12 protein-coding genes are annotated in these 13,882 nt (G+C 66.1%); 2 read left to right on the top strand and 10 right to left on the bottom strand.

The features are described from left to right. Positions 1–40: 40 nt before the first annotated feature. The gene (locus RMR04_RS27610; protein WP_311911721.1) at positions 41–1,645 is read right to left on the bottom strand and encodes an ABC transporter substrate-binding protein; all 1,605 of its coding nucleotides are present in this window, start codon (positions 1,643–1,645) and stop codon (positions 41–43) included. Positions 1,646–1,740: 95 nt separating this feature from the next. Further along, complete coding sequence (locus RMR04_RS27605) at positions 1,741–2,592, bottom strand: VOC family protein (RefSeq protein ID WP_311911720.1); 852 nt, start codon at positions 2,590–2,592, stop codon at positions 1,741–1,743. Positions 2,593–2,922: 330 nt separating this feature from the next. On the opposite strand from RMR04_RS27605, the gene RMR04_RS27600 reads away from it, so the two are divergent. Beyond that, positions 2,923–4,251, top strand: coding sequence for an NAD(P)/FAD-dependent oxidoreductase (locus tag RMR04_RS27600; protein WP_311911719.1), 1,329 nt, complete (start codon positions 2,923–2,925; stop codon positions 4,249–4,251). Positions 4,252–4,335: 84 nt separating this feature from the next. Continuing rightward, positions 4,336–5,247 (top strand): polysaccharide deacetylase family protein, encoded by a 912-nt coding sequence (locus RMR04_RS27595; protein ID WP_311911718.1) that lies wholly within the window; start codon positions 4,336–4,338, stop codon positions 5,245–5,247. Between the two features lie 67 nt (positions 5,248–5,314). Here the strand turns inward: RMR04_RS27595 and RMR04_RS27590 are convergent, their stop codons facing one another. From RMR04_RS27590 to RMR04_RS27555, 8 genes are all read right to left on the bottom strand, one after another. Further along, positions 5,315–6,163 (bottom strand): NHL repeat-containing protein, encoded by an 849-nt coding sequence (locus tag RMR04_RS27590; protein WP_311911717.1) that lies wholly within the window; start codon positions 6,161–6,163, stop codon positions 5,315–5,317. An 11-nt stretch (positions 6,164–6,174) separates the two neighbouring features. Further along, positions 6,175–7,089 carry a polysaccharide deacetylase family protein gene (locus tag RMR04_RS27585; RefSeq protein WP_311911716.1) on the bottom strand — a complete coding sequence of 305 codons (915 nt, stop codon included), beginning with the start codon at positions 7,087–7,089 and terminating at the stop codon, positions 6,175–6,177. A gap of 16 nt (positions 7,090–7,105) precedes the next feature. Further along, a complete protein-coding gene (locus RMR04_RS27580) occupies positions 7,106–7,924 on the bottom strand; it encodes an ABC transporter permease (RefSeq protein ID WP_311911715.1) in 819 nt (272 codons plus the stop codon). A gap of 11 nt (positions 7,925–7,935) precedes the next feature. Then, entirely contained in the window at positions 7,936–8,778 is an 843-nt protein-coding gene (locus RMR04_RS27575; protein WP_311911714.1) for an ABC transporter permease, read from the bottom strand. A gap of 26 nt (positions 8,779–8,804) precedes the next feature. Further along, positions 8,805–9,833 carry an extracellular solute-binding protein gene (locus tag RMR04_RS27570; protein ID WP_311911713.1) on the bottom strand — a complete coding sequence of 343 codons (1,029 nt, stop codon included), beginning with the start codon at positions 9,831–9,833 and terminating at the stop codon, positions 8,805–8,807. Between the two features lie 45 nt (positions 9,834–9,878). After that, the gene (locus RMR04_RS27565; protein WP_311911712.1) at positions 9,879–10,988 is read right to left on the bottom strand and encodes an ABC transporter ATP-binding protein; all 1,110 of its coding nucleotides are present in this window, start codon (positions 10,986–10,988) and stop codon (positions 9,879–9,881) included. A gap of 166 nt (positions 10,989–11,154) precedes the next feature. Beyond that, on the bottom strand, positions 11,155–11,877 hold the full coding sequence (locus tag RMR04_RS27560) for an ABC transporter ATP-binding protein (RefSeq protein WP_311911711.1): 723 nt from the start codon (positions 11,875–11,877) through the stop codon (positions 11,155–11,157). Positions 11,878–11,889: 12 nt separating this feature from the next. Beyond that, positions 11,890–13,881 carry a branched-chain amino acid ABC transporter ATP-binding protein/permease gene (locus RMR04_RS27555; RefSeq protein WP_311911710.1) on the bottom strand — a complete coding sequence of 664 codons (1,992 nt, stop codon included), beginning with the start codon at positions 13,879–13,881 and terminating at the stop codon, positions 11,890–11,892. Between the last annotated feature and the right edge of the window lies 1 nt (position 13,882).

Genomic DNA, 13,882 nt, shown 5'->3' with positions numbered 1-13,882 from the left:
GGACATCGGCCGGAAGCGACGGGTTCGGTGGGTGAGGGGCTCACTCCGCCAACCACAAATCATGCCAGGAGCTGGAGCCCCAGCGCGGCGTGTTGGAGTGGTTGCGGGCCTTGGCGTTGATCACGGTCAGGAAGATCTGCTCGATCGGCGTCCAGATCGGGAGTTCCGTATTGGCCCGGCGCACGAAGTCGCCATAGAGCGCCTTGCGCTTGGCGACGTCGACCTCGGTCGCAGCATCGTCGATGATCTTGTCGATGGTCGGGTCGGTCCAATCCCACTGATTGGTCCATGGCGCGCCCTTGGGCTGGCCGGAGCGATACCACACCGTCGTCGAGACGGCGGGGTCGTTGCGGTACTGGTGCCAGCCGGTGGCGAGATCGAAGGCGTGGTCGTCATAGACCTGCTTCAGGAAGCCGCCGCCATCGGTGCGCACGACCTCGACCTTGATGCCGACCTCGGAGAGCGACTGCTGGATGAAGGTGGCGAAGAGCGAGATGTCCTCGCCCCAGGGCGCCGGCAGCAGCCGCAGCGAGAAGCGCGTGCCGCCAGTGCCGGCCTTGAAGCCGGCCTCGTCGAGGAGCTTGGCTGCGAGCTTCTTGTCGAACGGGTACTGCGGCCCGTTATCAACCGGGTAGAAATCGGTCGAGACCGAGGGCACAGGTCCGGTGCCGCGCTTGGCGAAATCGCCCAGAAAATTCTCGATGAAGAAGGGGATGTCGAGTGCATGCGCGATCGCCTGACGGACGCGGATGTCGGCGAGTTCCTTGCGGCGGAAGTTGAACTCCACCGTGTTGGTGCGGGCATTGCCCTCATTACCCTTGGTCGAGACGATGAAGCGCGGATCCTTGGCGAGGCGGGCGGAGTCCGAGATCGTCAGGCCCGAGAACGGGCTGTAATGGATCTGGCCGGCTTCCATCTGGGCGGCCGCCGCCGCGCGATCGGTGACGACGCGCCAGACGATGCGGTCGAGATAGGGCGCATTCGGCCGCCAGTAATCGGCGTTGCGGTCGGCGATGACATGCTGGCCGCGCTCATAGGTCACGAATTTGAACGGGCCGGTTCCGATCGGCGCGAGATTGACCGGGTTCTGCCGGATGTCGCCCTTGCCCTCATAGAGATGGCGCGGCGAGATGTAGCCGAGATCGGGCAGCGCCCGCAGCAGCAGGGCCAGCGGCATCGGCCGCTCATAGCGGAACACGGCGGTCAGCGGGTCGGGCGTGTCGACGGCGGTGAGGAAGAGCTGCAGCGTCGTTCCGTAATTCAGGATCTTCTTCCACATCTCCATGGCGGTGAACTGCACATCCGCCGAGGTGAAGGGCTTGCCATCATGCCAGCTCACGCCCTTGCGCAGCTTGAAGGTGATGGTCTTGCCGTCGGGCGCGGCCTCCCAGCTCTCGGCGAGCACGCCGACGGGCTGGCCGGCCGCGTCGAGATCGACCAGCTGCTCCTGGATCTTGCCGCCGATGATGTAGACGCCGGTCGAGGCCTGCAGGCTCGGGTTCAACTGGCGCTGCTCTGCGCCATAATGCACCGTGAAGACCCCGCCCTTGCGTGGCGTCGCCTGCGCGAAGGAGCGCATCGGGTTCAGCACGTTCGCGGCAATGGCGGCGCTGGTCAAAAGCGCGGCGCGGCGGGTCATGTCCATGACGGAAATCCTTGGTCCTGCGATCACGTAAGGGAAACGATGCGAGCCATGGCAGCGCCCGTCAACCACGGCGCCGCCCAAAAAGAAGGCGCGCTCTACTGTGGTACGAAGCTCACGATGATGCCGTTGGCGGCGCTCGCCGGCACGCTGACGGCGCCGTCATGGGCGAGCGCCTCTGCGCCGAGCGCTGCCTTGGTAAGCTCGATATCGACGCTTTCCAGCACCACCGAAGCCAGCCCCTCGGGCGGGGCCCCAGTGCGCGCCGCCTGCGGGTAGCGCCGGGCGAATGCGGCAGCCTCGGAGAAGAGCACATCGGCGCGTTTGCCGCCGGTGGGCACTTGCCAGCCGCCCTCGACTTCGGAGGCGGGCTCGTCGATGAGCCGGCTCAGATGCGCGGCTGCCGCCTTGGGATCGGCGGTGAGAACGTCAACTCGCCGGATGCGGGTCGCGCCATTGGCGTGGCTCTGCCATTCCGGGACCCAGACCGTCTCGCGCGTCAGGTGCTGGCAGGCGAAAATCCGCAGGCCGCCCGGATTCTCGTCCAGCGGCCAGCGAAAGACGTTGAATTTGGCCTCGCCGACGCGTCCGCCGGGCAGTTCGACCGGTCTGCCGAAATGCACCGGCCCGTCCGCGGCGATACCGCGCGCCTGCAGTTCGGCGACGCCGGCAGCGGCATCGTCGGTCGTGAAGGCCACGCGCTCCACACCCTCGCGGGTCCTAAGGAAATCGCGCATCGGCTTGTTGTGCTCGGTCTCGGTGAGAATGCCGAGCAGCTCGATATAATCCTCACCGAACATGATCGTGTAGTTGCCGGAGCCGAGATGCGGCGAATGCGTGCCGCGCGGCGAGACCGTGAACCCCAGGCGCTTCCAGGCGGCGGCCGACGCGTCGAGATCGCGCACCGTAACCATGACGTGGTCGATACCGAGAACATGCTTGAGTGGCATGACGCCCCCTTGAATCCAAAGCCAACAGGCGCCGAGTTCAGCCGAACGGGCCCGGCCGCGCAACCGGCGCGCCAAAGCGTTTCCGGCAGATCGCGCTGCGCCGCACACATAGCGTTTCGAAGATGAAACTTTCAACAGGAGGAAAGAAAACGCAAAAGAATGATGGGTTAATTCTCTTTTCCGGTTGATTTATAGCAAATACATCTCGTCTTGGCCGCCTTGGGGGAAGGCGCCGACTTGCGGCAGGGACAAAGCGAGGCGAGGATGGCGCTCTTCCCCAGAAAGCGCACCACACTTGCGCCTTCGTCTTCGCCTGACGAGACCCACCCCATGACAGCCTCCGCTTCCGTCACCTGGCCGCCCTCGCTTTGGGCCGCGACCGCCCAGCCCGGCCCGATCCTCGCTGCGCTGGAAGGGGATGTCACCACTGACGTCGTGGTGATCGGAGCCGGCTTCACCGGCCTTTCGACCGCGATCCATCTGCGCGAGAGCGGGGTCAGCGTCACAGTTCTGGAGGCCGCCGAGCCCGGCTGGGGCGCCTCGGGGCGCAATAACGGCCAGGTCATCCCGACGCTTGCCGGCCATGACCCGTCCGCCATGGTCAAACGCCATGGCGCAGCCGGTGAGCGCTTCAACGCGGTGCTGCGCGACAGTGCCCAGTATCTGTTCGACCTCATCGGCAAATACGACATCCCGGCCGAGGCCGAGCAGGCCGGCTGGGTCCAGCCGGTGCATTCGCCCGGCCGGTTCAAGCTCGCCGAGAAACGGGTCAGGGAGTGGTCGGCGATCGGAGCGCCGGTCGCGCTTCTGGATCGCGCCGCGACTGCCGAGATGCTGGGCTCGCAGGCCTGGTTCGGCGGCTTCTGGAACCCGACCGGCGGCCATATCAACCCGCTCGCGCTCACCCGTGGCCTCGCCGAGGTCGCGCTGAAGCTCGGCGCGGTCATCCATGCCCGCGCGCCCGCGACAGCGATGGCGCATGAGAACGGCCGCTGGTGCGTGAAGACGGCGCGGGGCTCCGTCACGGCGCGCGCGCTGGTGCTGGCGACGAACGCCTATACCGGCGAATGCGAGTCAGGCCTCGCGCCCGGGATCGCCAATGAGGTCATCCCCGTTCTGTCCTGGCAGATGGCGACCAAGCCGCTCAGCGACAACATCGCCAAGACCGTCATCCCAGGCCGGCAGGCCATGTCGGATACCCATCGCGAGCTCTATTTCGCGCGCTGGGACGCCCGCAATCGCCTGGTCACCGGTGGCGCCGCGGTCTTCCCCGGAGCAGGCGGCGCCAATCTGCGTCCGGCTGTGGCGGAGCGCCTGAAGCGTCTCTGGCCGCAGCTCGGCGATGTCGAATTCGATTATGTCTGGTCGGGCTATGTCGGCATGACCCCGGACAATCTGTTGACGCCGCAGGTGCCGGGCTTTCCGCGCATCCATCGTCTGGGGCCGGACGGCTTCGGCTGGGTCGGCTGCAACGGCCGGGCGGTGGCCTTGTCCGTTTCGCTTGGGCGCGAGCTCGCCCGGGCGACGCAGGGCGTCGCGATCGAGACGCTGGGCCTGCCCCTGTCGGAGCCAAGGCCGCAGCCCTTCCGCAGCATCGTGCGCCGGATCGCGCCGCTCGCGCTGCCGCTCTATCGGCGGCTGGATGCGGCCGAGATCTGAGCTATTGCCGCGCAATCATGATGGCGGGCGAAAACGCATTGCGCGCGATTGGCCGCGGCGCCGGTCGCCGCTAGGCTCGCTGTCATGAGTGAACGCGATCTCCTCGGCTATGGCGGTACCTGGCCTGATTTCACCTGGCCCAACGGCGCGCGATTGGCCGTCTCCGTCGTGGTCAATTTCGAGGAAGGCGCCGAGCTCCAGGTTGGTGACGGCGATGCGCGCTCGGAGACCATGGGCGAGGTGACCAGCGTGGTGCCGCCCGGCAAGCGCGACCAGGGTCAGGAGCAGATCTTCGGCTACGGCACGCGCGCCGGGCTTTGGCGCATGCTCGCTGCGCTGGACGAAAGCGCGATCCGGTCGACCTTCCTGTTCTGCGGTCGCGCGGTCGAGCGCCTGCCGGGGCTGGCGAGGACGATCGTCGCGCGCGGCCATGAACCCGCCATCCATGGCTGGCGCTGGCGGCCGCATGCCGATTACGACGATCCCGAACGCGAGGCGGCAGATATCGAGCGCTGCGTCGAAGCGATCATGACCGCGACCGGGCAGCGGCCGCTGGGCTTCTTCTGCAGGGGCGGCGAAAGCCCGTGGACGCGCGAATTGCTGGCGCAGCGCGGCTTCCTCTACACCTCGAACGGCTTCGATGACGATCTGCCTTACTGGGATCGCTCGCCGGCGAGCGGCCCCTTGCTGGTCGTGCCCTATGCGCTCGACAGCAACGACATGAAGTTCTTCCACCCCAATGGCTTCGTCCGCGCCCGCGAGATGGTCGACTATGTCGAGGATGCGCTCGGCGTTCTGGAGGATGAGGCGGCGTGCGGCCTGCCGCGGCTTTTGAATATCGGCTTCCACTTGCGCATCGTCGGGCGTCCGGCGCGCTTCGCCGCCTTCCGCGACATCCTGCGCCTGCTGGCCGGGCGGCAGGAGAAGCTCTGGATCGCGACCCGCGCGGAGATTGCTCACGCTTTCAGCGCGGCGGTGCCTCCGCCGCCACGCTGATCACGCGAGGCCCGATCCTCCGCACTACACGTTCAAGAGCGGTTTCCGATCCGGTTGGATCGTTTCGTCAAAGCCGACGCAGCCGCGTGAGCCGGCTGGGGCTGCTCTCGGCGAGCAGGATATCGCCCTCGGGCGTGCCGAAGATGCCATGCGCGCCGTTCAGGAACGGGCGGCAGCGGCCGAGCTTCTCGCCCTTGGGGCCGATCTTCTGAAGCGTCGGCTGGGTATCGGTCACATAGCTATTGCCGTCCGCGTCACCCCAGATCGCCACGGGGTCGCGGAAATGGGTCCAGTTTCCGAGATGGTTGCCGTTGCGGTCGAAGATCTGGACGCGGTCATGCGTCCGGTCGACGACCAGCACGCGACCATCGGCATGCGTCCAGATCGCGTGCGGCCAGCCGAACTGGCCGTCGCCGTCGCCATGCTCGCCCCAGCTCTGGATATGAACGCCATAGGCGGAGAAGCGATGCACCCGGCTCGCCGCATAGCCGTCCGCGACATAGATCTCGCCCCAGGCCGAGACATGGATGTCGGTCGGGTGGTTGAAGGGCGCGAGCGGCTGGCCGCGTTGGCCGAGCCCGCTGATCCGCTCGCCCTTGGCCGAGCAGATGATGATCTCATGCATGTCGCGATCGACGCAGAGGATGCGCCCAGTGGCATCGGCCGTCAGCATATGGGAATCCGCGATCAGATCGCCGCCCCAGCCGCCGAGATAGGTCCCGTCGGGCGCGAGTTCGATCACCCGGGGATCGTTGGGGTGCACCAGCGGGTCGTGCCGCAGCATCACGAAGATATGGCCGCGGGAATCGACCGTGACATCGGTGACGAAGCCGGTGTTCTGCGGCCAGGAGCCGAAGGGCCGTTCGACGCGGTAATGCGTGTCGCCGAGCGCGACGATCAGATCATGCGAGGCCAAGATAGGTTCCTTCAGGCGAGGGTGCCGGCAAAGGGATGCGTCTTCACCCAATGCTTGGCAATGTCGAGACGGCCGGTGATCCAGACGTCTTCATGGCCCTGGACATAGTCGAGGAAGCGCGCGAGCCCCGCCGCCCGAGCGGGATGGCCGATCAGGCGCATATGCAGGCCCACCGACATCATCTTGGGCTGCGTCGCGCCTTCGGCATAGAGCATGTCGAAGGCGTCCTTGTGCCAGTCGAAATAGTCGGACGAGGTCGCGAAGTAGCCCGAGCCAAACTTGCCGTCATTATTGGCGAGCGAATAGGGCACGACGAGATGCGGCTTGCGGTCGACGACCTTCCAATAGGGCAATTCATCGTCATAGGCGTCGGAATCGTAGAGGAAGCCGCCGTCCTCGACCACGAGCCTGCGCGTGTTCACGCTCGGCCCATAGCGGCAATACCAGCCGAGCGGGCGCTCGCCGATCGTGGCTTCGAGCGAGGCGATCGCCTTGGCGATATGCTCGCGCTCCTCCTCCTCGCTGAGTTCATAATGCTTGATCCAACGCCAGCCATGGCAGCAGACGTCGAAGCCCGAGCTCCGGATCGCGGCTGCAGCCTCCGGGTTGCGCTCGATCGCGAGTGCGCAGCCGAACACGGTCAAAGGCAGGCCGCGCTCCTGGAAGAGCCGCATCAAGCGCCAGAAGCCGACGCGGCTGCCATAGGCGAACATGCCTTCGCCGGCGAGATCGCGGCCCTTGACCGCCATGCTGAGACTGCTCGATTCGGTGAGCGCCGTCTCGGTATAGCCCTCGCCATCCTGCATCGAGGGCTCCGAGCCTTCCTCGTAATTCATCACGAAGTTGATGGCGATGCGCGCGCCGCCCGGCCATTTGGGGTCGGGAGGGTTGGCGCCGTAGCCGATCAGGTCGCGGTCATAGGTCAAGGCCAGTCTCCACTCGTCATCCGCTGATGCGTTTCGTCAGCCCGGTCAATCGGTCCATCACGATCATCAGGATCAGCGTCGCCAGGATCACCACGCCGGCGATCGCGGCGACGCGCACGTCCAGCGTCGATTCCATCATGCCCCACATCCGGATCGGCAGCATGCCGGTGCGCGCGTTCGACAGGAAGAGCGAAACCGGCACATTATCCATCGAGGAGATAAAGGCGAGGAAGCAGCCGGCCGCTATGCCCGGCGCGATCAGCGGCAAGGTGATGTGGCGGAAGCCGTAGAACCGGCTGGCGCCGAGATTGGCGGAGGCCTCCAGCAAGGCGGGGTCGAGCTGCGTCAGGCTCGCCAGCGTGGTGCGGAAGATGAAGGGCGCGATCACCACGAGATGGCCGGCGATCAGGAGGTTGAGCGAGGGCCTGATGCCGATGACCGAGAAGAACATCAAGGCCGCCAGCCCATAGGAGAGCGTCGGCAGGATCAAGGGCGAGAGGAAGCTCGCTTCCAGGATGCGCGCCGAGGGCCGCGCCACCCGTGTGATCGCCAGGGCCGCCAGCACCGACATCACCGCCCCGATGATGGTCGCTAGCCCCGCCACCCAGACGCTGTTCAGCGCTGCGCTGTGGATCTGCGCAGAGCGCACGGGATCGAACAGGTCGCGATACCAGCGCAGCGAGAGCTCGGGCGGCGGGAAGCGCAGCGTCTGTGAGGTGGTGAAGGAGGTCGCGATCACGATCAAGACCGGCCCGATCAGGATCAGGACGCCTAAGCCGGCGAGCAGGCCGATGGCCCATGCATAGGTGACGTCGCTGAAGGTCGAACGCTGCATCGCCTTTGCCCTCAACCCGTCCTGGCGAAGCGGCCGAGCCAGCCCAGCGCCATGATGCCGGCAAGCACGGTGAACAGCAGCGTCAGCGAGGCAACCGCGGCGAAGGGCCAGTTATAGACCACCATGGATTGCTGCCAGATCAATGCCGGCAGGTAGACGAGCCGCGCTCCGCCGATCACCGATTGCGAGATGAAGGCGGTCGTCGCCGAGGCGAAGACCAGGGTCGCGCCGGCGATCCAGCCCGGAAGGGTCAAAGGCAGGATGACGCGAAAGAAGGTCCGCCATTTCGAGGCGCCGAGCGCGCGCGAGGCGTCGACCAGGTTCTGGTCCATCTGGTTCATCACGGTGAGCAGGGGCAGCAGCATCAAGGGCATCTCGATCTGCGTCAGGGCGATCACCAGGCCGAGCTCGGTCTGCAGCAGGTTGAGCGGAGCAGCAGTGATGCCCAGAGCCAGCAGGGTCTGGTTGACCACGCCCTCGCGCGCCAGGATCACGATCCAGGCGAAGGTGCGGATCACGACCGAGGTCAGGAGCGGCATCAGGATGATGAAGATCAGGACGCGCTGCGCGCGTGGCCCCACGGCCCGGAACAGCAGCGCCAGCGGGTAGGCGAGCAAGGTCGTCGCGGTGACCGCGAAGACGCCGAGCTTCAGCGTGTCGACGATCACCTTCAGATAGAAGGCATCGCCATAGAACTTGGCCCAGCTGTCGAGGCCCAGCCGCGTCTGCTCGGCATCGGCATAGAAGCTGATGCCGAGCAGGATCGCGAAAGGCGCGGCGAAGAAGGCGAGATAGGTCAGGCCGAGCGGCGCCGCGAGGCGCCAATCGACCTTGTCTCCTGTGCCGCCTGCCATCGCCGCTCCAGCCATGGCTGCCACCCCTACTTGGTGATCTCCTTGTTGAAGCGTTCGATCCAGGCGGCGCGCAGCGGGTTGATCTTGGTCCAGTCATGCGTGACCATCTTGGTCAGCTCGTCCACCGACTTGATGTCGAGCGTCTCGACCAGCTTCACGTCCTTGTTGATCGGGATCATGTTGTAGGGCTGCTTCTGCAGCGCGCTTTGGACCTCGGCCGAGATCGCCATATCCATGTATTTATAGGCGCTGGCGACGTTGTCGGCGCCCTTCACGATGTGCAGCGTGGTCTGGAAGGTGATCGCGCCGGTCTCGGGCTGGACGAATTCGATGCTGACGCCGCGCCCCTTGAGGATCGCGACCGTGTTGGTGTTGGTGTACATCACGTCGATCTGGCCCTGCTGGAACAGGCCGGGCATCGCGGCCGGCGCGGCGACGGCTGCAGCCTTCTCGACCGCCTTCTTCAATTCGGCGAAGACCGGCTCGACATTGGTCTCGGAGCCGCCGAAGACCTTGGCCATCTCGATGATCGAGACCGTGCCGAATGTGGTCTGGAAACCGGTCAGGCCGAGGCGCTCGACATAAGGTGATTTGAACAGGTCGGCCCAGCTCTTCGGCGGCGTCGCGAACTTCTTTGGGTTGTAGGCGATGCCGACAACCTGGGCGTTGCAGGTCACCGCATGCGAGGTGATCAGCCCGGCCGGGACCTTGGCGGCGTTGGTGAGCTTGCTGGCGTCGATCGGCTCGAACAGGCCGGCCTGCATGGCCGAGGCGGCCGGGCCGGGGTCGAGCACGAAGCAGTCGAAGGGCGGCACGCCACGCGCCGCGCGCACCTTGGCGACCTGGTCGACCGCGAAGAGCGAGTCGAAGGCGACATCGATATCGGCGCTCTTCTTCAAGGCCGGGGCCAGCACGCCGCGATAGGCCTCCTCCCAGGTGCCGGGATAGATCGCGGCGGTGAGGCTGCCGGCGGCGCTGGCGCGGAAGGGCAAGGCGGAGGCGAAGCCGAGCGCGGCGGCCCCGGCCAGAAACTCGCGACGTGTGGTGACGGTCATGCGCTTGGTCTCCGCGTTCCGGGGTTGGCGTTCGGGGTTGGCGTTTCAGGAGGGCGAGGCGGGAAACAGGACGGGCCGGGCATGCTCGCCAAGCCCGCAGAAGGCGCTGGCAGTCGTGCTCGCGACCATGCCCGGGCGGCGCGGCAGCGCGATCTTGAGCGAGGCGCCGTCAACAGCCGTCACGTCATGGATCATCTCGCCGCCAATCGGCAGGCTGAGCTTGAGCGCGACCGGAAAGCGCGCAGGGGAGGCCTCATTCGCCAGCAGCATCTGTTCGGGCCGGACGGAGACGATGACCGGCTGCCCTGCCGAGAACCGCGCCGACGACATCACCTGCCATGCAGCGCCATGGGCGAGCGCGACCGCATAGCCGCCCTCGACCTTGCCCGAGATCGTGCCGGGCAGGAGATTGCTGGAGCCGATGAAGCTGTTGACGAACAGGCTCGCCGGCTGGTCGTAGATCTCGACCGGCGTGCCGAGCTGCTCGATCCGGCCGGCATTCATCACCGCGATACGGTCGGCGATCGCCATCGCCTCGTCCTGGTCATGCGTGACCATGATCGCGGTCAGTGCGAATTGCCGCTGCAATCGCTTGATCTCGATTTGCATGTCGAGCCGCAGGTTCTTGTCGAGCGCAGCGAAGGGCTCGTCGAGCAGGAGGATGCGCGGCCGCATGGCGAGTGCGCGCGCCAGCGCCACGCGCTGCTGCTGGCCGCCCGAGAGCTGGCGCGGCTTGCGCTCGGCGAAGGCCGCCATCTGCACCGTCGCCAGCATTTCGCGCACGCGCTCACGCTGGATCTCGCGGCTCTCGCCGCGCGCGGCGAGCCCATAGGCGATGTTCTGCGCCACCGTCATATGCGGGAACAGCGCATAGTTCTGGAAGACGATGCCAATCTCGCGGCGGTTGGGCGGCAGCGTGTCGATCGAGCGGTCGCCGATGATGACCTTGCCGTTGCTCTGTTCGATGAAGCCGGCGACGATCCGCAGCAAGGTGGTCTTGCCGCAGCCGGATGGCCCAAGCAGAGCGACGAGTTCGCCCCCCTTCACCTCCAGCGTGACATTGTCGACCGCGAGCCCTGAGCCATAGCTATGCGTGATGCCGTCCAGCGTCAGGGGCTGGGCAATGACCGCTCCGGATGGGGCAGGCGCAAGCATCGGACGCGGAAACCTCAAGCGACGCGGCAGGTCTCCGGAAGGCTAGCAACGGACATGCCAAGCGAACAGACATGCCAAGTCGATGAGCGGATTGCCGATTTCCTCAAGCCCGGCGCGGCGCTGTGCAGGCTCGTGCGCCCCGCTAATCCGTGTATTCCCGCCGCTCCTAATGGCTGCCGCCAAGATAGGCCGCACGCACCGCCGGGTCGTTCTTCAGGCTGGCGGCTTCGCCGGAGCTGGCGAGGCGGCCGTTTTCCAGCACATAGCCATAATCGGCGACATCCAGCGCGGCGGCGGCGAATTGCTCGACCAGCAGCATGGTGATCTTGGCAGCCTTCAGCCGCGCGATCGTGGCGAAGACCTCCTCGACGAGGCGCGGCGCGAGCCCCATCGAGGGTTCGTCGAGCAGCAGGACCTCAGGCCCCAGCATCAGCGCCCGCGCCATCGCCAGCATCTGCTGCTCGCCGCCCGAGAGCGTGCCGGCGAGCTGGGTGCGGCGCTCCTTCAGGCGTGGAAAGAGCTCGAACATGCGCTGGCGGTCCTGCTCGACATCGCCCTTGGGCCGTGCGCCGGTCAGGCGCGGAAAGGCGCCGAGCTCGAGATTGTCGTCGACGCTCAAGGCGGGGAAGACCCGCCGACCTTCGGGCGAATGGGCCATGCCAAGCCTGGTGATCTCATGCGAGGCCATGCCGGCGATGTTGCGGCCGGCCAGCAGGATCTCGCCGGCATCGGGCTTGATCATGCCGGAGATCGCCCGCAGCGTCGTGGTCTTGCCGGCGCCATTGGAGCCGATCAGCGTGACGAGCTGGCCCTTGGGCACGGAGATCGAGAGTTGGTGCAGCACCTGCACCTTGCCATAGCCGGCGACGAGATTCTGGACCTGGAGCATGGTCTCGTCCCCTTAATGGGCCGTGGCGGCGCTGCCGCCGAGATAGGCCTCGATCACGCGCGGGTCGGCCTGGACCTGGGCGGGCACGCCCTCGGCGATCTTCTGACCGAAATCGAGCACGGTCACCGTGTCGGAAATGCTCATCACCACATCCATGTGATGCTCGATCAGGACGACGGTGATGCCATGCGCCTTGATCTTGCGGATGATCTCGATGAGCTCCTTGATATCGGGCGCGGTCAGGCCGGCGGCCGGCTCGTCGAGCAGCAGGAGCTTGGGATCGAGCGCGAGCGCGCGGCCGATCTCGAGCAGCCGCATCTTGCCATAGGGCAGGTTGCGCGCCTCCTCATTTGCAAGCGCGTCGAGCCCGACGAATTGCAGGATGCTGGCTGCGCGTTCGCGCGCGGCACTCTCCTCCTTGCGGGCCTGCGGCAATCCCAGGGCAACCGCGAAGAGCCCGCTGCGATAGGTGTGATGCAGGCCGACCATGACATTCTCCAGGCAGGTCAATTCGCCGAAGAGCTGGACGTTCTGGAAGGTGCGGGCGATGCCCTGCGCCGCGATCTCAGGCGAGTTCCGGCCGACCAGGCTCTTGCCTTCGAAGAGGATGTCGCCACCCGTCGGCGTGTAGATGCCGGTGAGCACGTTCATCATCGTGCTCTTGCCCGAGCCATTGGGGCCGATCAGCCCGTGGATGGTGCCGGGCTTCACCGCCATGTCGATGGCGTTCAGCGCCTTCAGGCCGCCGAACTGCATCAGCACGGCCCGCGCGTCGAGCAGGACGCCTCCGGGCGGCGTGCTGGTCGCGGTGGCGCCCCAGACCCGCGCCTCATTGCCGGTTTCCCTGGCCACCAGCGCCCGGCCGCCGCGCCGCAACGACAGGCGCGTGAGCAGCTGCCGGACGAAGCCCATGATGCCGTCGGGCAGGTAATAGACCACGAACAGGATCATCAGCCCGTAGATGGTGAGCTTGTAGTCGACGATGCGCTCGAGGAAGAGCGAGAACACGAAGAACAGGACGCAGAGCGCGACCGCGATGCCGATGCTGCGCGCCTGGCTCGGATCGTTGCGCCAGGCGTAAAAGCCGCCCGCGACGGCGCCGAGCGCGATCAGCCCGGCGGTGATCCGGAACAATTCGAGATCGGCCAGGATATTGGGCAGGAAGACGACGATGGCCGAGCCGATGATCGGCCCCATCCTGGATTTGCGCCCGCCCATGGCGACGGCGAGCAGGAATTCGATCGAGGTGGCGAAGTTGAAGGCTTCCGGCGCGATATATTGCCGGAAATAGGCATAGAGCGCGCCAGCCAGCCCGGCGAAGCCGGCGCTGATGACGAAGGCCAGGACCTTGTGCTTGTAGACGCTGACACCCATGCAGTCCGAGGCGATGGGTGAATCGCGCAGCGCCTCGAAAGCCCGGCCATAGCGCGAGGCGATGATGCGGTTGATCACCACCACCGTCAGCACCAGCGCGATGGCCGAGATGTAATAGTACTCGACCTCCCTCAATCGCTTCAGCGAGAGGTCGATATAGTCGCGCAGATCGATGAAGAGCGGCGTGCGCAATTCGATGCCGAGCGGGCCGTTGGTCAGGTTGAGGTGATTGAGCCAGGGTCCGAGATCGGTCATCTCGTTGATCAGGGTGACGACGATCGTCCCGAAGGCGAGCGTCACCATGGCGAGATAGGGCCCGGTCACCTTCAGCGCCGGCAGCGCGAGCAGCGCCCCGAACAGCGCCGTGATCACGATGCCGGCCGGCAGTGCCCACCAGAAGCCCAGGCCGAAATGCATGGATAGCAGGCCCGCCGTATAGGCCCCGACGCCGAACAGCGCGGCATGGCCGATCGAGACCTCGCCGGTATAGCCGAAGACGATGTCGAGCCCGAGCACGAGGATCGAATAGATCACGATCGTGGTGATCAAGGGCAGGTAGTAGGACGAGGTTACGACGAAGGGCAGCGCGAACAGCGCGACGACACCGGCGATGAAGAGAAGCGTCTTCATG

It is taken from the genome of Bosea sp. 685 (genome assembly GCF_031884435.1).
Taxonomy (GTDB): Bacteria; Pseudomonadota; Alphaproteobacteria; order Rhizobiales; family Beijerinckiaceae; genus Allobosea.
The sequence above is the reverse complement of the archived record's forward strand: the minus strand, read 5'-3'. Positions and strand labels throughout refer to the sequence as shown.